This window comes from Mesorhizobium sp. M1A.F.Ca.IN.020.04.1.1 (assembly GCF_003997315.1).
Taxonomy (GTDB): Bacteria; Pseudomonadota; Alphaproteobacteria; order Rhizobiales; family Rhizobiaceae; genus Mesorhizobium.
Genome location: NZ_RZSN01000027.1, coordinates 1 through 17,373, shown reverse-complemented (window position 1 = coordinate 17,373; position 17,373 = coordinate 1). Strand labels below are relative to the sequence as shown.

The window sequence follows — 17,373 nt, the reverse complement described above, 5'->3', positions numbered from 1 at the left end:
TCTGGCGGGAGAGATCGGCGGGCTTGACCGGTCCGGCCAAGTCCGAGAAGTGCAGCGAAGAGCTAGCCAGCTTAGTTGCCGGCGCTTTCCATGCGCCGGCCGGCAATCGCCTTCTCCAGCCAGCCGATCTCCATTTCGGGGACGGAGGACAAGAGAAGGTCGGTATAGGCATCGAAGGGCGGCGCCAGCACCTTGCTCTTGGAGCCGTAGCGGACGACCTCGCCGCGATACATGACCGCGATCGAATCGGCGATCGACTTCACTGTCGCGAGGTCGTGGGTGATGAAGAGATAAGCCACTTTCTCGATCTGCTGCAGGTTGAGCAGCAGCTTGAGGATGCCGTGGGCGACCAGCGGATCGAGCGCCGAGGTCACCTCGTCGCAGATGATCAGCTTCGGCTTGGCGGCCAGCGAACGGGCGATGCAGACGCGCTGCTTCTGGCCGCCCGAAAGCTCGGCCGGATAGCGGTCGATGAAGCCCTTTCCCATCTCGATCTGGTCGAGCAGCTCGGCGACGCGCTTGTCGCGCTCGCGGCCTCTTATGCCGAAATAGAACTCGAGCGGCCGGCCGATGATCGTTCCCACGGTCTGGCGCGGGTTCATCGCGACATCGGCCATCTGGTAGATCATCTGCAACTGGCGCAGATCCTCCTTCGGCCGGTCGGCGAGCCTGTTGCCAAGCGTTCGGCCGTCGAAGAAGACGCTGCCCTGCTCGGGCGGCAGGAGGCCGGTGATGGCGCGCGCCAGCGTCGATTTGCCGGAACCGCTCTCGCCGACGACGGCCAGCGTCTGGCCCGGGTAGATGTCGACCGAGACGTTCTTCAGCACCTTGACGAGACCGCCGCCATAGGCGGCCGTCACGTTCTTCACCGAGAGCATCGGTGTGGTGCCGGGCTGCTGTTCGTTGTGCTCGATCTCATGCACCGAGACCAGCGCGTTGGTATATTCCTGGCGCGGCTCCTTGATGATCTGGCGAGTACCGCCCCATTCGACCAGCCGGCCATGGCGCAGCACCATGATCTCGTCCGCTACCTGCGCCACCACGGCGAGGTCGTGGGTGATGTATAAAGCCGCCACATGGGTATCGCGGATGGCGTCCTTGATCGCCGCCAGCACATCGATCTGCGTCGTCACGTCGAGCGCCGTGGTCGGCTCGTCGAAGACGATCAGGTCGGGCTCGGAGCAAAGCGCCATCGCCGTCATGACGCGCTGCAACTGGCCGCCGGAGACCTGGTGGGGGAAGCGCTCACCGATCGTTTCCGGATTGGGCAGACTGAGCTTCTTGAACAGCGCGACGGCTCGCTTTTCGGCCTCGGCCCGGGTTGCCGTGCCGTGCAGAAGCGTCGCCTCCACCACCTGGTCCATCAGCCGGTGCGCCGGATTGAAGGCCGCCGCCGCCGACTGGGCGACATAGCACACTTCGCGGCCGCGCAGCTTGCGCAAGCCCTCCTTGCCGCCCTTCAGTATATCGCGGCCGTTGAGGATCACCTCGCCGCCGGTAATGCGCACGCCGCCCCGGCCATAGCCCATGGAGGACAGGCCGATCGTCGACTTGCCGGCGCCGGATTCGCCGATCAAGCCGAGCACCTTGCCCTTCTCCAGCGTCAGCGAGACATCATGGACAAGGGTGATGGTTTTCGGCGCCTCGCCGGGCGGGTAGACGGTCGCCTCGATGCGCAGATTGCGGATGTCGAGGAGTCGGCCGGAGTTTGCTTTGCTGTCAGCCATCACCCGCGCCCTCCCTTCAGGCTGGTCGTGCGGTTGAGCACCCAGTCGGCGACAAGGTTGACCGAGATCGCCAGCGCTGCGATCGCCGCCGCCGGGATGAGCGCCGCCGGGATGCCGAAGACGATGCCGTCCTTGTTCTCCTTCACCATGCCGCCCCAGTCGGCGTCCGGCGGCTGCACGCCGAGGCCGAGGAAGGAGAGCGTCGACAGGAAAAGCACCGCATAGATGAAGCGCAGGCCGAGTTCCGAGACCAGGGGCGACAGCGCGTTCGGCAGAATCTCGCGGAAAATGATCCAGCCGCTGCCTTCGCCGCGCAGTTTCGCGGCCTCGACATAGTCCATGACGTTGATGTCGACCGCCACCGCGCGCGACAAGCGGTAGACACGGGTCGAATCGAGGATGCCCATCACCAGGATCAGCGTCACCAGGTTGGACGGCAGCACCGACAGGACGACCAGGCCCATGATCAGCGTCGGGATCGACATCAGCAGGTCGACGAGGCGCGACAGCATCGTGTCGAACCAGCCGCCGAACACCGCCGCCGAAAAGCCCAGAATGGCGCCGAGCGAAAAGGACAGCGCGGTGGCCAGCACGGCGATGAACAGCGTGATGCGGGCGCCATAGATCATGCGGGACAAGAGATCGCGGCCGAGATTGTCGGTGCCCAACAGGTGCACCGATGACATCGGTTCCCAAGGGACGTCGCTGACGATCTCGGCATTGCCGTGCGGGGCGATCCATGGGGCCAAGACCGCCGCCAGCACGAACAGCGTCGTCAGCACAATGCCGATCAGCGCCGCGACAGGAGTGCGTCTGATATCGAGCATACCGGCGCCCCCCTACTTCGGATGCCTGAGCCGCGGATTGGCGACGATCGCCGCAATGTCCGCGATGATGTTGAGGGCGATATAGACGGCCGCAAAGATCAGGCCGACCGCCTGGACGACGGGAACGTCACGCTTGGTGACATGGTCGACGAGATATTGCCCCATGCCCGGGTATACGAAAATCACCTCGACCACGACGACGCCGACCACGAGATAGGCGAGGTTCAGCATGACGACATTGATGATCGGTGCGATCGCGTTCGGGAAGGCATGCTTGCGGATGACCGCGAAAGCCGAGAGCCCCTTGAGCTCCGCCGTCTCGACATAGGCCGATTGCATGACGTTGAGGATGGCCGCTCGCGTCATGCGCATCATGTGGGCCAGCACCACCAGCGTCAGCGCCGCCGCCGGCAGCGCGATCGCCTGCAATCGCTCGCCTAACGACATTCCGTCATAGACGGTCGAGATGGCGGGGAACCATTGATGCTCGACCGCGAAGTAGAAGACCAGCAGGTAGCCGATGAAGAATTCCGGGAACGAGGTCGAGGCGAGCGCCACGCCGGAGATCATCTTGTCGACCCAGCCATTGCGGTAGCGCACCGCGATCAGGCCAAGCGCGATCGCCAGCGGAATGGCCACGATTGCCGCCCAGAAGGCCAGGAACAAGGTGTTCCACAGCCGTTCCTTGATCGATGTCGCGATGTCCTGCCCGCTCGACATCGCCGTGCCGAGATCGCCGGTGAGCACGCCGCCCAGCCAGTGGAAGTAGCGGATATAGGCAGGCTGATTGAGCCCGAGCTGTTCGCGCAGATTGGCGAGCGACTCCGGCGTCGCCGATTGTCCGAGGATGGCTTGGGCGACGTCGCCGGGCAGGATCTGCGTGCCGGCGAAGATCAGGACCGAAACGGCCAGCAGAAGGAGGATGCCCAGCGCAACGCGCTGGGCCACCAGTTTCACGACGGGTGAGGACATCTCCGCAAGGCCGGACCTTAGGCTTCCATCCAGCACTTCGCCAAGGCGTAGCCGTTCATCAGCTCCTGATGCGGATCGTCCACCCAGCCACCGACCTTGGGACCAGTTGCGTCGATGAACTGGTTGAACATCGGCAGGATCAAGCCGCCCTCGTCACGCACCATCACAGCCATGTCATGGTACATCTGCTTGCGCTTGGCCTCGTCGAGCTCGGCGCGCGCCGCCAGCACCATCTTGTCGAAGTCCGGCCGCTTGAACCGCGTGTCGTTCCAGTCGGCGCTCGACAGGTAGGCGGTCGAGTACATTTGGTCCTGCGTCGAGCGGCCGCCCCAATAGGAAGCGCAGAAGGGCTGCTTGTTCCAGACTTCGTTCCAGTAGCCGTCGCCGGGCTCGCGCTTGATTTCCAGCTTGATGCCGGCCTTGGCCGCGCTCTGCTGATAGAGCTGCGCGGCATCGACCGCGCCGGGGAAGGCGACGTCCGACGTCCTGAGCAGCACGGCGCCGTCGTGACCCGACTTCTTGTAGTGGAACTTGGCCTTGTCGGGATCGTATTTGCGCTGCTCGATCTCTGTGAACAGCGGGTAGGAGGCGTTGATCGGGAAGTCGTTGCCGAGCGAGCCGTAGCCGCGCAGCACCTTGTTCAGCATCTCTTCGCGGTTGATCGCCAGCTTCAGCGCCATCCTGAGGTCGTTGTTGTCGAACGGCGCCGTGTTGCAATGCATGATGAACACGTAGTGGCCGGGACCGGAGTGGTTGCGGATGGTGACGCCCCGCACGCGCTTGATCAGGTCGACGATCTTCGGCTCGACGCGGTTGATCATGTTGACCTGACCGCCCTGCAGGGCCGCCGTGCGCGCCGTCGCGTCGTTGATGACGACGACTTCGACCTGGTCGGCATGGCCCATCTTGTCGCCCTGCCAGTAGTTGGCGAAGCGTTCGCCGACATGGCGCACGCCGGGCTCGTTGACCTTGACCTTGTAAGGGCCGGCGCTGATGCCGGCATCGGGTTTGTCCTTGCCGCCATTCGGCTGCACGATCAGGTGATAGTCGCTGAGCAGATAGGGAAGGTCGGCGTTGGCTTCCTTCAGGGTCAGCACCACTTCCTTACCGTTAACCTTGATGGTCTCGATGCCCTTCATGTAGCCGAGCGCGCCGGACTTCGACTTCTCGTCCGAATGGCGCTCCAGCGTGGCGGCCACGTCCTGGGCGGTCACCGTCTTGCCGTTGTGGAATTCGATGCCGTCGCGGATCTTGAGCGTCCAGACCTTGGCGTCGTCGGAAGAGCCGATTTCCTCGGCGATGCGGTTCTCGAGCTTGCCGTCGGGCGACAGTTCGACGATCATTTCGCCCCAGCACTTGCCGAAGGCGAAGGGCACCTGGGTCATCATCAGCGCCGGGTCGAGGCTGTTGGTGGATTCACCGCCGACCAGGCCGGCCTTCAACGTGCCGCCCTTGACGGGGCCGGCAGCCCGGGCAGCGCTCGAAAGCAGCGAGTTGGCGAAGGGCGCGGTGACGCCGAGCGCGGCGGCGCGGCCAAGGAAGTCGCGGCGGCTGAGCTTTCCGGCAGCGACGCGCCGGCTGAGATAGTCGAGTTCGTTTGTCATTATGGGTTCCTCACTCTGATGGTACGACCATGTGGTCGGTTCTTGTTCTTGTGAGGGATAATGAGCGCAACGGAAAGCTGTAAGCAAGACCGAATGCGACATGCCGTGGCGTAAATGGCGCGTCGCATTTGGACCAATCTTGTCAGCGCTCACACGAGAGCGCGGGGAATCGTCTGTTTGAAATCGCGCTCGAACACCAGTTTTTCGCCCTCATAGGCCTCGATTCTGGCGCTGAGGATGAAGTCTTGCGCGTCCGAGCGCATCTCGGCGAAGGTCTCGGTCCGCACCGACCATTCATTTCGCGACAATGTCTGCGTCCAATGCGTGCTGCCCGTCGCCGACAGGGGATCGTCGGGTTGGATCGCCCATGTCTCCCTGACCATGCTGCCGTGGACCAGCCCGTGCTCCAGGTCGCGCACCTCGCCGAAATCGTCCGTTACGGCAAGCGTGACGACGCCGGTCTTTTCGTTGCGGTGGATATGCCGCTCGGAATTGGTCGGCCTGATCGTCTCGGTCGCCCAGGGCGTAGCCCCTTCCGGTTCGAGGAACGACACCTCGTCGGCCGTCGCCGGCGGGCGCAGCGGCAGCTTGAGCGTCGCGGCCGACAGTTCGAGCGTCGCCGGCTCCGGCGAAGGCCAGATCATCGGCCAGTAGGCGGTCGAGACGGCAACCCGCAGCCGGTGGCCGGCCGGCACCCGATAGGCGCACTGGTCGAGCACGACGCGTGCCGAGACCGTCTCGCCTGGCACCAGCGCTTCCGGGAACTCGTGCGAGTTGCGGTGGGTGAGGTTGAGCACGCCATAGGAGATCAGCTCCGAGGCGCCGTCCGGATGCACGTCGCAGAGACGCACCGCGAGGTTGGCCTGGCGGCGGTCCGAGGCAACCCGTACTTCGACTTCAGGCGCGCCGACGATGTCGATCGCCTCCTCGAGTTCGACCTGGTCGAAGCATACCGAAAGCGCGTCGTCGGAGCGCTGGTCGCCCGGCAGTTCCGGACCGAAGGTGAAGGGAAAATACTCGCCGCCGGCAAGCCCGCAACTTTGCGGCGAGGCGACGATTGCCGGCCCGACGCCCTCGGGAATGAGCCCGGTTGCCTTGATCTTGATGTTGGGCGAGGGCCATTGCTGTTCCGCAATCCAGCGGCCTGGCCGTTCGGGATGCCAGCGGGCCGGACGCACGCTATCCATTACATAGGCGCGGTAGTCCGGGTCGGCCTCGACGCCGGTCGCCGCGCCCTTCAGCCAGCGGTCCCACCAGCGCAGCGCCTCCTGCAGGAAACCGATGGCCGGATTGGGTGCCGCGTAATGCGGATATTTGTGGATCCAGGGGCCGACGATGCCCTTCACCGGCGCCTGGATGTTGGTGACGAGATTGGAGATCGTGTTGCGGTAGCCGTCATGCCAACCGCCGATCGACAGCACTGCCGCCTTAACGGCCGAAAAGTCCTCGCAGATCGAGCCGCGTTTCCAGTAGGCATCGCGATGCTGGTGGCTGAGCCATAGCGGCGCGAGAAAAGGCTGGTTCTCCAGACGGCTCAGCCACAGATCGCGCCAGCGGTTGCCGCCGGCGATTTCCGGATCCGGCGGCCGCGACGAGTAGGAGAGCATCGTCGAGGCCCAGCCGAAATTCTCGAGCAGCAGGCAGCCGCCCTTGTAGTGAATGTCGTCGGCATAGCGGTCGACGGTCGAGCACAGGCTGATCACCGCCTTCAGCGCCGGCGGCTGCTTTGCCGCGACCTGCAGGCAGTTGAAGCCGCCCCAGGATATGCCCATCATGCCGACATTGCCGTTGCACCAGGGCTGCGCGGCCGCCCAGGCGATGACGTCGCAGGCGTCCTGCAATTCCTGCTCGGAATATTCGTCGTCCATCAGCCCTTCGGAATCGCCGTTGCCGCGCATGTCGACGCGGATCGAGGCATAGCCGTGTCCGGCGAAATAAGGATGCGTCAGCTGATCGCGGAAGATGGTGCCGTCGCGCTTGCGGTAGGGCAAATGCTCGAGGACCGCCGGCACCGGGTTGTCGCCGGCATCCTCAGGCATCCATATGCGCGCCGACAGCCGGCAGCCATCCGGCATGTCGATGCCCATATCGGGAAATTCGACGACCTTGCGAGGGAATTCTGTGACGGTTTTCATGCAAGGCACATGATGGAACCGTCGCCGAGGCGTCGTGGGCCAGCCGGCGAAATCGGCTGGTCAATAAGCGTCAGTTCAAAGCGTCAGTTCAGCGGAATGTCGTTGTCGGCCTTGCTCGCCTGGTATGTGCCGGACAGCGCGTCATAGCGTGCGGAGATCTTGGCAATGCGCGCCTCCAGCCGCCTGCGTTCCGCCTCGGGCAAAGCGCGCACCAGCCGGCGTATGGAAAAGCTCTTCCAATAGGCGTTCTCGGCGTTGTAGCCGCCGGGATCGAGTGTGAAGACCTCCTTCAGGATCTTCAGGTCATGCGGGATGGCGAAGCTGTCGCGCGAGTCCTCGTGGCTGAAGAGGTAGTAGAAATTGTCGAAGCCGGTCCAGGTGATCGCCGACAGGCACAGCGAGCAGGGCTCGTGCGTGGCCAGGAACAGTGCATCCCTGGTGTCGACGCGCTCGGCTTTTGGCATTTCGTAAAATCGCTTCAGGCAGTGCATTTCGCCATGCCAGAGCGGATTTTCGATCTCGTTGTTGGTTTCGGCAATCACCAGCGAGCGGTCGTCTTTCCGCAGGATGGCGGCGCCGAAGAGTTTGTTGCCATGCGCAACGCCTTCAGCGGTCTTCGGCACGATATCGTGCTCGATAACGTCGAGCAGGCGGTCGATCAGCGAAATGTCTGTCATCGGGGAAAACTGGCAGCTTTCAGGGAAGATGGATCTCGTAAGGGTGCGAGAAATGGCACTCTTCGAGGTTGGCGCCGTCGCCGCCGCGGTCGACGATGAGGAAGTCCTGTTCCTCGCCGATCGGCGTCAGCACGCCGTGCCAGAGGTTGCGCCGGTAGTTGATGCCCTGCCCGGGCGCGGTGATGAAGGCGTGCGGCTCGCCTGGGCCGTCCTGAGTGTCATGGCAGACGACAACCAGGAATGGCCGCGGCGACAACGGAATGAAGGCCTGGCTGCCGAGCGGATGGCGCTCGACCATGGTCAGTTTCAGAGGCATCTCGTAGGGGGTGCCGCGCACCATCGAGATCAGCACCTTGGCATTCGGCCCGGTGGCCTCGGCAGTGGCGAGATCGTGGTAGCGCATCGCCTTGCCGCCATTGATCGGGTAGCGGTTCTCGCCGCCCATATCGATCACGTCGCCAAACGGCGCGAAGTTTTCGCGTGTCAGCGGCTGGGCCACGATTTTGGTCACCGCGCGCGAGCCCCAAGGGCGCCGCCAAGCTTGGCGTGCCGGTTGACGTCCTTGTATAGCAGGTAGCGGAAATTCCCGGGACCGCCGGCGTAGCAGGCCTGCGGGCAAAAGGCGCGCAGCCACATGAAGTCGCCGGCCTCGACCTCGACCCAGTCCTGATTGAGGCGATAGACTGCCTTGCCTTCGAGCACATAGAGCCCATGCTCCATGACATGGGTCTCGGCGAAGGGGATGACCGCGCCGGGTTTGAGCGTGACGATGGTGACATGCATATCGTGGCGCATGTCGGCCGGGTCGACGAAGCGCGTCGTCGCCCAGTGGCCTCCCGTGCCGGGCATCGGGCTCGGCTCGACCTCCTTGTCGCTGCTGAAGAAGGCTTCCGGAACGTCGAGGCCGTCGACCGCCTCATAGGCCTTGCGGACCCAGTGGAAGCGGACCGCACCGCTGCTCTCATTGCGCACCGTCCAGCCGCTGCCCGGCGGCAGGAAGGCGAAGCCGCCTGGGCGAAGCACATGGTTCTTGCCGGCAAGCGAGACCGTAAGCTCGCCCTCGACCACGAACAGCACGCCCTCGGCTTCGGGGTCGAGCTCAGGCCGGTCGCTGCCGCCGCCGGGCAGGACCTCGACGATGTACTGCGAAAAGGTCTCGGCGAAGCCCGAAAGCGGTCTTGCGATGATCCAGGCCCTTGTCTTGTCCCAGAACGGCAGCGGGCTGGTGACGATGTCCTGCATCACGCCCTTGGGGATCACCGCATAGGCTTCGGTGAAGACGGCGCGGCCGGTCAACAGCTCGTGCTGACCGGGATGGCCGCCATGCGGCGCGTAATAGGTTCGCTCGGCCATGTTCATCCTGTCCATGTGTTGAAGCCTATTTTGGAAGCATGTCTTTCAGCCGAAGCAGCGCGATGCGCTCGACTTGTTTGCACGCGGTGTCGAATTCATTGCTGCGGCTGTTGCCGATGCGAGCCTCGAACTCCGCCAGGATCTGGTCCTTCGTCTTGCCCTTGACCGCGATGATGAAGGGAAAGCCGAAGGTCGTGACATAGGCGGCGTTGAGCTTCGAAAACAGCTCGCGCTCCTTGTCGGTCAGCGCGTCGAGCCCGGCGGAGGCCTGTTCTTTGGCTGATTCCGGCGTCAGCCGCTTGGCCGCCGCCAGCTTGCCGGCAAGGTCGGGATGGGCGTTGAGCACAGAAAGCCGCTCGGCCTCGGTCGCCGCGCGGAAGACGCGGCAGAGCGCGTTGTGCAGGCCGCCGGCGCTGTCATGGGCCGGGCCGAGCTCCAGTTCGTAGGCCCGCTCGGCGATCCACGGCGAATGCTCGAACACCCCGCCGAAGGCATGCACGAATTCCTCGAATTCCATCCGAGACGGGCGCAGCGCCGGCGCCTGGTAGGGGTGCGTCTCGCGCCAGTGTTTTGCGATATCGATGCGCCGGGTCAGCCACACCCTGTCATGCGACTTCACATAGTCGACGAAGCGCTTCAGCGCCGCCACGCGGCCCGGACGGCCGACCAGCCGGCAATGCAGGCCGATGTTCATCATGCGCGGCCGCCCCGCCTTGCCCTCCGCATAGAGCGTGTCGAAACTGTCCTTCAGATAGGCGAAGAACTGGTCGCCCGAATTGAAGCCCTGCGGCGTGGCAAAGCGCATGTCGTTGGCGTCGAGCGTGTAGGGGATGATGAGCTGCGGCTTCTCCAGACCACCCCGGTCGAACCAGTAGGGCAATTCGTCGTCATATGTGTCGGAGACGTAATCGAAGCCGCCTTCCTCGGCGACGAGTCGCACCGTGCTGACCGAAGTGCGGCCGGTGTACCAGCCGGTCGGCCGCGCGCCGGTCACTTCGTAATGCAGACGGATCGTCTCTTCGAGGTCGCGTCGCTCGTCCTCCGCGCTATGGTCGCGGTAGTCGATCCATTTCAGCCCGTGCGAGGCGATCTCCCAGCCGGCCTCCTGCATCGCCGCGACCTGATCGGGGGAGCGTGCCAGCGCCGTGGCGACGCCGTAGCAGGTCACCGGCACCTCAGCTTGCGTGAACAGCCGGTAGAGCCGCCAGAAGCCGGCGCGGGCGCCGTATTCATAGATCGATTCCATGTTCCAGTGGCGCTGGCCGAGCCAGGGGGCGGCGCCGACGATCTCGGACAGGAAGGCTTCGGAAGCCTTGTCGCCGTGCAGCACGCAGTTCTCGCCGCCTTCTTCGTAATTGACGACGAACTGCACCGCGACATAGGCGCCGCCGGGCCATTTCGGGTCTGGCGGATTGGCTCCGTAACCGCGCATGTCCCGTTCGTAACGCATGATCGCTCCTGCCCGACTGTTGAGATGAAGATATCGAAAGGAGTGCTCGTGCATTCCCCCGAAAATTTTTGAAAGTGCTTTTTGCCGCACTCCGCTCGACCGGGGCTTATGCATCGCCTTTAATTGGCGCACAATTGACCTGAAAACGTTCGACTACTTGGGATGGGAGGCGGCCAGTGGCAGAAACGTCGAAAGCCGATGGCGGGCGTCTGACGACCCATGTCCTCGATACCGCGACCGGCAGGCCGGCAAAGGGCCTCTCGATTGGGCTTTTCCGCCTCGAAGGCCAGGCCCGCACGCATTTGAAGACCGTCACCACCAATGATGACGGCCGCTGCGACGCGCCGTTGCTTGCCGGCGCCGACTTCCGCACCGGCGAGTACGAGCTGGTCTTCGCTGCCGGCGATTATCTGCGCGGGCAGGGCGCCAGCCTGCCGGAGCCGGCTTTCCTCGACACCGTGCCGATCCGCTTCGGCATGGCGGAGGAGCGGCATTATCATGTGCCGCTCTTGATCTCGCCCTACGGCTACTCGACCTATCGCGGGAGCTGAGACATGGCCGACAAGACCCGTAACCAGATACGCTTCATCCTGAACGGCGACGATGTCGCGCTGAACGACATCGCCCCCGACGCGACCCTGCTCGACTGGCTGCGGTTGAACCGCTCGCTGCGCGGCACCAAGGAAGGCTGCGCCGAGGGCGATTGCGGCGCCTGCACGGTGCTGGTCGGCAAGCTGTCGGTCGAGGGCCTGGTCTATGAAAGCGTCAATGCTTGCATCCGCTTCATGGGCTCGCTCGACGGCACGCATGTCGTCACCGTTGAGCACCTGCGCGGCAATGGCGAACAGCTTCACCCCGTGCAGCAGGCGATGGTCGATTTCCATGGCTCGCAATGCGGTTTCTGCACGCCCGGCTTCGTCATGTCGCTCTATGCGCTGTGGATGAAGACGCCCAACCCGGCCGACGCGGCGATCGAAAAGGCGCTGCAGGGCAATCTCTGCCGCTGTACCGGCTACGAGGCGATCATGCGCGCCGCGCGCGCCATATCAAGCTACGGCAAGGCGGCGAAGGACCCGCTGGCAGTGGAGCGCAAGGATATCACTGCACGGCTGGGAGCGCTGCGCGACGGCGCCAGGGTCGAGGTCGGTTCGGGTAAGGAGCGGCTGATCGTGCCGGCTGGCGTCGACGATTTCGCCATGGCGCTCGAGAAGGAGCCTGGCGCCACCATCGTTGCCGGCTCAACCGATGTCGGGCTGTGGGTCACCAAGCATATGCGCGACATCTCGCCGGCTATCTTCATCGGTGGCCTCGACGGCTTGCGCACGATCTCGGAGACCGATGGCGTGATTACGATCGGCGCCGGCGTGACTTACAGCGAAGCCTTCGCCACGCTTTCCAGGCGTATCCCGGCCTTGGGACCGCTGGTCGACCGCATCGGCGGCGAGCAGGTGCGCAACATGGGCACCATCGGCGGCAACATCGCCAACGGCTCTCCGATCGGCGACACGCCGCCGCCGCTGATCGCGCTCGGCGCGCGGCTCACGCTCCGCAAGGGCAATGCCCGACGCACGATCCCGCTCGAAACCTTCTTCATTGCCTATGGCAAGCAGGATCGGCAGCCCGGCGAATTCGTCGAGGCCGTCCATGTGCCCGTGCCGGCAGAGGGCACGAAATTTGCCGTCTACAAGGTCACCAAGCGCCGCGACGAGGACATTACCGCTACCCTCGGCGCCTTCTATCTGACCGAGGCCAAGAACGGCACCGTGGCGGATATCCGTATCGCCTATGGCGGCATGGCGCCGACGCCGAAGCGGGCGACTGCGGTTGAAACCGCCCTTATCGGCAAAGTCTGGAGCGAAGCGAGTGTCGAGTCCGCGATGGCCGAATACGCCAGCGACTTCACGCCAATTACCGATATGCGTGCAACGGCCGAGTATCGGGCGCTGGCGGCGAGAAATCTTTTGCTGCGTTTTTATATCGAAACCACCGGCACCAGGGCGCCGTTTCAAGTGACCCGCAACGAGGCGGCCTGATGAACAAGGACGCCACTCCCAACCTCAAGGCCGAAAAAATCGTCGGCGGCGTCGCCACCGAGCAGCGGCACGATTCTGCGCACAAGCATGTCAGCGGCGCCGCCGTCTATATCGACGACATGCCCGAGCCTGCCGGCACGCTGCATGTCGGCCTTGGCCTCGCCAAGGTCGCGCACGGCACGCTGAAGAGCATTGATCTGTCGGCGGTGCGCGCAGCGCCAGGCGTCGTCGATGTGCTGACCTGTGCCGACGTGCCCGGCGAGAACGACGTCTCGCCGAGCAACATGCATGACGATCCGGTGCTCGCCGAGCACAAGGTGCACTTCTACGGCCAGCCGATCTTCGCCGTGGTAGCTGAGACACGCGAGGCGGCGCGCCGCGCGGCACGCCTGGCTAGGATCGAATATGACGAGCTTCCGGCCGTGATCGACATCTGGGACCTCGACCCGGTCAAGGACAAGCAGGTCACCACGCCGCTGATCCTGAAGCGTGGAGATGCGGCTGCCGCGATTGCGGCGGCGCCCCGCCGCATCAAGAACCGCATGTGGCTTGGCGGCCAGGACCATTTCTACCTCGAGGGCCAGGTCTCGCTGGCGATCCCCGGTGAGGACGACGAGGTGATCGTCTATTGCTCGACGCAGGGGCCGAGCGAGACGCAGCATCTGGTTGCGCATGCGCTCGGCGTGCCGAGCCATGCGGTGACGGTGGAAGTGCGCCGCATGGGCGGCGGCTTCGGCGGCAAGGAGACGCAGGCCAACCAATGCGCGGCCATAGCCGCCATCGCCGCCAAGAAGCTGGGGCGCGCGGTGAAGATCAGGCTCGACCGCGACGAGGACATGACCGCCACAGGCAAGCGGCATGATTTTGCCATCGACTACGAGGTCGGCTTCGACGACGAGGGCAACATCCTCGGCGTCGATTTCACCTATGCGCTGCGCTGCGGCTTCTCCGCCGACCTGTCCGGTCCGGTCGGCGACCGGGCGCTCTTCCATTGCGACAACGCTTACTTCTATCCGGCGGTGCACGCGAAATCGGCGCCGCTTTTCACCAACACGGTCTCGAACACCGCTTTCCGCGGCTTTGGTGGCCCGCAAGGCATGGTCGGCGCGGAGCGCGTCATCGACGAAGTGGCCTTCGCGGTCGGCAAGGATCCGCTCGAAATCCGCAAGCTCAATTTTTATGACCCGATGGATGCGATCGGCGAACGCTGCCTCACGCCCTATCACCAGAAGGTCGAGGACAACATCATCCACCGCATCGTCGCGGAGTTGGAGGAAAGCGCCAACTATGCGCGGCGACGGCGCGAGATCAGCGCCTTCAACAACAACAGCCGCTTTATCAAGCGCGGCCTGGCGCTGACGCCGGTCAAGTTCGGCATTTCCTTCACAAAGACCGAGGCCAACCAGGCCGGCGCCCTGGTGCATGTCTATGCAGACGGCTCGGTGCATATGAACCATGGCGGCACCGAAATGGGCCAGGGCCTGCATCTCAAGGTGGCGCAGGTCGTCGCCGAGGAATTCCAGATCGATCTCGACCGGGTCAAGATCACCGCCACCACCACAGCCAAGGTGCCGAACACCTCGCCGACGGCGGCATCTTCCGGCGCCGACCTCAACGGCATGGCGGCGCAGGATGCCGCTCGGCAGATCCGCAAGCGGCTGACGGATTTCGCGGCCGAAAAATACCAGGTGCCGCTCGACCAGGTCGTGTTCCTGCCCAACCGGGTGCGCATCGGCAACCAGGAAATCGCCTTCAACGATCTGGTCAAGCAAGCCTACATGAACCGCGTCCAGCTCTCGGCGGCTGGCTTCTACAAGACGCCGAAGATCCATTGGGACCGCAGCAAGGGCTGCGGCCATGCCTTCTACTACTACGCCTATGGCGCGGCCTGCTCGGAAGTCTCGGTCGATACGCTGACCGGCGAATATGTCGTCGAGCGCACCGACATCCTGCACGATGCCGGCCGCTCGCTGAACCGCGCGATCGACCTCGGCCAGGTCGAGGGCGGCTTCATCCAGGGCATGGGCTGGCTGACGACGGAAGAGCTTTGGTGGGACAACGGCGGCCGGCTGCGCACGCATGCGCCGTCGACCTACAAGATCCCGCTCGCTTCCGACCGGCCAAAAATCTTCAACGTCAAGTTGACCGACTGGTCATCGGCCTACGAGCCGACCATCCATCGCTCCAAGGCGGTCGGCGAGCCGCCGCTGCCGCACGGCATGTCGGTGCTGCATGCGCTCTCCGACGCGGTGGCGAGTGTCGCCGATCACAGGATCTGCCCGCGCCTCGATGCCCCGGCGACGCCGGAACGGGTGCTGATGGCGATCGAAAGGCTGAAGCGGGAAGCCGCAAAGCCGGCCTGAACCGGCCAAAACGTGCAATTCGGGGCACAAAACGCTATATTTCCTGGGTGGAAATGCAGACGATGAACTCGAAAGTGCAAAGCCTGAAGGCGTTTCTCGGCCAGGCCGGCCGGGCCGCGCTCGTCGAGGTCGCGGCCACCAAGGGCTCGACCCCGCGTGAGACCGGCGCCTTCATGCTCGTCTCGTCATCAGCGATTTTCGGCACCATCGGCGGCGGCCAGCTTGAATTCATGGCGATCGACAAGGCGCGGCAGATGCTTTTCTCCTCCCTTGAGGGCGAGATGGCCGCGAAGCGGCCAGAGGGGGTGCTCTCAGAAGGCAAGCGAGCGCCGAGCACTGCCCCGGTGACCCAACCTGGCGGCTCCGCCGCCACCCTGCCCTGGAGGGGGAGGGAAGCCCGCATCGAGGTCGACGAAACCTGCGCGACCCTGGATGTTCCACTGGGTCCTGAAATCGGCCAATGCTGCGGCGGCCGAGTCGAGGTTCTGATCCGCTTGGTTGACGCTAAGATCGAACAGGAACTGGTAGCCAAGGCCGAGGCCGAGGAGGCGCATCTGCCGCATGTCTATGTCTTTGGCGGCGGCCATGTCGGCCAGGCGCTGGCCGCGTCGTTGGGGCTGCTGCCCATTCGTGTGGAGGTCGTCGAGACGCGGGCCGATGCGCTGGAAGGCATGCCGGAAACGGTTGAGACGCGGCTGACGCCGATGCCCGAAGCGGTGGTGCGCGAAGCCCGGGCGGGATCGGCCTTCGTCATCCTCACCCATGACCATGCGCTCGATTTCCTGATTGTCGCCGAGGCGCTCAAGCGCGACGACGCCGCCTATGTCGGCATGATCGGCTCGAAGACCAAGAAGGCGACGTTCAAGAACTGGTTCCTGAAGTCCGACGAGGGCAGCGAGGCCCAGTTCAACCGTCTCGTCTCGCCGATCGGCTGCAATACCGTGAAGGACAAGCGCCCGCCGGTGATCGCCGCGCTCGCCGCCGCCGAAATCATGACGGCGCTGGTGTCGCATGCGGCCCAGGCTTCGGCCGCGCCTGAAAAGGCGATGGCCGGCTGATTCACCCGGCCATCGGAGGAACGCTGAGCCCTCTATTCCTTTTCCTGCGTATGCGCTTCGAGGAACCACAGCAATTTGTCGAGCGAACGCGAGTAGGCGGTAAAGATGTCGGCGGTGTCGGCATCGCCGGCGTCGTCCGCCTCGTCGATCGCCTCACGCGCCAGCCTGGCAGCCGTGGCATAACGGTCGATCAGCGCCGCCAGATGATCCTTGGTCTTGTGGATGTCGGTTGGATAGGGCTGGAGCTTCGTTGCCCTCGACACGTCCTGCGAGGTGCCGTGCGCGGTGCCGCCAAGCTGCACGGCGCGTTCTGCGATGATGTCGACATGGCCGTCGATCTCCTCGCGGAACTCGTCGAGCATCTCATGGATGGCGATGAACTGCGGTCCCTTGACGTTCCAGTGCGCCTGCTTGGTGACCAGCGCCAGGTCGATGGCATCGGCAAGCCTGGCATTGAGAAGATCGATCGATTCCTTCTTGGCGTCGGATTTGAGGTCGTTCTTGGTGACAATGGCGTCCATGGTCGGCTCCTGTGGCGCTGGGTCGCTGTGAAAGCTGGGGACTGGTCTCGAAGGGCGGCCGTGCAGTCGCCAATCGCCAGAACGGCGACGGAGCGGGTTTCGTTCCGCGTCGGATCGAGGGGCGCACAGCTGGCGAAGGTATGACTGATGCTCACAGCTGCTCGTCGCTTTCTTCGTTTCCCAAACCGGATTGAACCGTGTCTTCTGCGCGCCTGACGAACACGAATGACGAACACTGGACGAGCGGACATGGATGTCTTGCGCATAGCGGCGTTTTCGGACGGCAACAGCGGCGGGAACCCGGCCGGCGTGATGATTGGCGAGGTTCTGCCCGACGCCGCAGACATGCAGCGCGTCGCTGCAGAGGTCGGCTTTTCCGAGACCGCCTTTGCCGCAAGTGAAGGGGAAGGCTGGCGTGTCCGCTACTTTTCGCCCGAATCGGAAGTGCCGTTCTGCGGCCACGCCACCATCGCGCTGGGCGCGGCGTTGGTCAGAAGGTTCGGCGACGGAATTTTCAAGCTGCTCCTGAACCAGGCCGCCATCACCGTCGAAGGGTTTCGCGACGGCGCCAACTTTGCCGCCGCCCTGCAGTCGCCGCCGACGCGCAGCCGGCCGGCCCCGTCGGAGCTGGCCGGCGAGACCCTGGCCATGTT

Annotated in this window: 15 protein-coding genes; 5 read left to right on the top strand and 10 right to left on the bottom strand. The window is 64.3% G+C overall.

The window, feature by feature from the left end; all coding sequences use genetic code 11:
• Positions 1-71: 71 nt before the first annotated feature.
• The 9 genes from EOA49_RS08695 to puuE all read right to left on the bottom strand — a co-directional run bounded on the left by EOA49_RS08695 (position 72) and on the right by puuE (position 10,745).
• A complete protein-coding gene (locus EOA49_RS08695) occupies positions 72-1,727 on the bottom strand; it encodes an ABC transporter ATP-binding protein (protein WP_067324103.1) in 1,656 nt (551 codons plus the stop codon).
• Entirely contained in the window at positions 1,727-2,554 is an 828-nt protein-coding gene (locus EOA49_RS08690; protein ID WP_066995982.1) for an ABC transporter permease, read from the bottom strand. The genes EOA49_RS08695 and EOA49_RS08690 overlap by 1 nt, the downstream gene beginning before the upstream one ends.
• A 12-nt stretch (positions 2,555-2,566) precedes the next feature.
• Positions 2,567-3,526 (bottom strand): ABC transporter permease, encoded by a 960-nt coding sequence (locus tag EOA49_RS08685; RefSeq protein WP_127239733.1) that lies wholly within the window; start codon positions 3,524-3,526, stop codon positions 2,567-2,569.
• Positions 3,527-3,543: 17 nt separating this feature from the next.
• Positions 3,544-5,130: an ABC transporter substrate-binding protein gene (locus EOA49_RS08680; RefSeq protein ID WP_067324106.1), complete on the bottom strand. Its 1,587-nt coding sequence runs from the start codon at positions 5,128-5,130 to the stop codon at positions 3,544-3,546.
• Positions 5,131-5,279: 149 nt separating this feature from the next.
• Positions 5,280-7,265, bottom strand: a complete 1,986-nt coding sequence (locus EOA49_RS08675; RefSeq protein ID WP_095824371.1) for a CocE/NonD family hydrolase — start codon at positions 7,263-7,265, stop codon at positions 5,280-5,282.
• A gap of 83 nt (positions 7,266-7,348) precedes the next feature.
• On the bottom strand, positions 7,349-7,942 hold the full coding sequence (locus tag EOA49_RS08670) for a nucleoside deaminase (protein ID WP_127239732.1): 594 nt from the start codon (positions 7,940-7,942) through the stop codon (positions 7,349-7,351).
• Positions 7,943-7,961: 19 nt separating this feature from the next.
• A complete protein-coding gene (locus EOA49_RS08665) occupies positions 7,962-8,453 on the bottom strand; it encodes an ureidoglycolate lyase (RefSeq protein WP_127239731.1) in 492 nt (163 codons plus the stop codon).
• On the bottom strand, positions 8,450-9,310 hold the full coding sequence (locus EOA49_RS08660) for a bifunctional allantoicase/(S)-ureidoglycine aminohydrolase (protein ID WP_067324113.1): 861 nt from the start codon (positions 9,308-9,310) through the stop codon (positions 8,450-8,452). The genes EOA49_RS08665 and EOA49_RS08660 overlap by 4 nt, the downstream gene beginning before the upstream one ends.
• A gap of 10 nt (positions 9,311-9,320) precedes the next feature.
• On the bottom strand, positions 9,321-10,745 hold the full coding sequence (puuE, locus tag EOA49_RS08655) for an allantoinase PuuE (RefSeq protein ID WP_127239730.1): 1,425 nt from the start codon (positions 10,743-10,745) through the stop codon (positions 9,321-9,323).
• Between the two features lie 176 nt (positions 10,746-10,921).
• On the opposite strand from puuE, the gene uraH reads away from it, so the two are divergent.
• The 4 genes from uraH (at position 10,922) to xdhC (ending at position 16,199) form a co-directional block, all read left to right on the top strand.
• Positions 10,922-11,296: a hydroxyisourate hydrolase gene (gene uraH, locus EOA49_RS08650; RefSeq protein WP_066995957.1), complete on the top strand. Its 375-nt coding sequence runs from the start codon at positions 10,922-10,924 to the stop codon at positions 11,294-11,296.
• Between the two features lie 3 nt (positions 11,297-11,299).
• The gene (xdhA, locus tag EOA49_RS08645) at positions 11,300-12,778 is read left to right on the top strand and encodes a xanthine dehydrogenase small subunit (RefSeq protein WP_127239729.1); all 1,479 of its coding nucleotides are present in this window, start codon (positions 11,300-11,302) and stop codon (positions 12,776-12,778) included.
• A complete protein-coding gene (gene xdhB / locus EOA49_RS08640; protein WP_127239728.1) occupies positions 12,778-15,141 on the top strand; it encodes a xanthine dehydrogenase molybdopterin binding subunit in 2,364 nt (787 codons plus the stop codon). Before xdhA ends, xdhB begins: the two co-directional genes overlap by 1 nt.
• A gap of 62 nt (positions 15,142-15,203) precedes the next feature.
• The gene (gene xdhC, locus EOA49_RS08635) at positions 15,204-16,199 is read left to right on the top strand and encodes a xanthine dehydrogenase accessory protein XdhC (protein ID WP_127239727.1); all 996 of its coding nucleotides are present in this window, start codon (positions 15,204-15,206) and stop codon (positions 16,197-16,199) included.
• Between the two features lie 32 nt (positions 16,200-16,231).
• Here xdhC and dps read toward each other — a convergent pair whose 3' ends face one another.
• Entirely contained in the window at positions 16,232-16,720 is a 489-nt protein-coding gene (dps, locus tag EOA49_RS08630) for a DNA starvation/stationary phase protection protein Dps (protein ID WP_066995949.1), read from the bottom strand.
• 249 nt (positions 16,721-16,969) lie between these two features.
• Between dps and EOA49_RS08625 the strand changes: the two genes are divergently transcribed.
• The coding region (locus EOA49_RS08625; protein WP_164749203.1) for a PhzF family phenazine biosynthesis protein at positions 16,970-17,373 on the top strand (404 nt) is incomplete at its 3' end.

Excerpts from the sequence above, each read along its gene's own strand:
- EOA49_RS08690 (WP_066995982.1), bottom strand. The coding sequence starts at position 2,554 with ATGCTCGATATCAGACGCACTCCTGTCGCGGCGCTGATCGGCATTGTG.
- puuE (WP_127239730.1), bottom strand. The coding sequence starts at position 10,745 with ATGCGTTACGAACGGGACATGCGCGGTTACGGAGCCAATCCGCCAGAC.
- EOA49_RS08670 (WP_127239732.1), bottom strand. The coding sequence starts at position 7,942 with ATGACAGACATTTCGCTGATCGACCGCCTGCTCGACGTTATCGAGCAC.
- EOA49_RS08695 (WP_067324103.1), bottom strand. The coding sequence starts at position 1,727 with ATGGCTGACAGCAAAGCAAACTCCGGCCGACTCCTCGACATCCGCAAT.
- EOA49_RS08675 (WP_095824371.1), bottom strand. The coding sequence starts at position 7,265 with ATGAAAACCGTCACAGAATTCCCTCGCAAGGTCGTCGAATTTCCCGAT.
- EOA49_RS08680 (WP_067324106.1), bottom strand. The coding sequence starts at position 5,130 with ATGACAAACGAACTCGACTATCTCAGCCGGCGCGTCGCTGCCGGAAAG.
- EOA49_RS08685 (WP_127239733.1), bottom strand. The coding sequence starts at position 3,526 with ATGTCCTCACCCGTCGTGAAACTGGTGGCCCAGCGCGTTGCGCTGGGC.
- xdhB (WP_127239728.1), top strand. The coding sequence starts at position 12,778 with ATGAACAAGGACGCCACTCCCAACCTCAAGGCCGAAAAAATCGTCGGC.
- xdhA (WP_127239729.1), top strand. The coding sequence starts at position 11,300 with ATGGCCGACAAGACCCGTAACCAGATACGCTTCATCCTGAACGGCGAC.
- dps (WP_066995949.1), bottom strand. The coding sequence starts at position 16,720 with ATGGACGCCATTGTCACCAAGAACGACCTCAAATCCGACGCCAAGAAG.
- EOA49_RS08660 (WP_067324113.1), bottom strand. The coding sequence starts at position 9,310 with ATGGACAGGATGAACATGGCCGAGCGAACCTATTACGCGCCGCATGGC.
- xdhC (WP_127239727.1), top strand. The coding sequence starts at position 15,204 with ATGAACTCGAAAGTGCAAAGCCTGAAGGCGTTTCTCGGCCAGGCCGGC.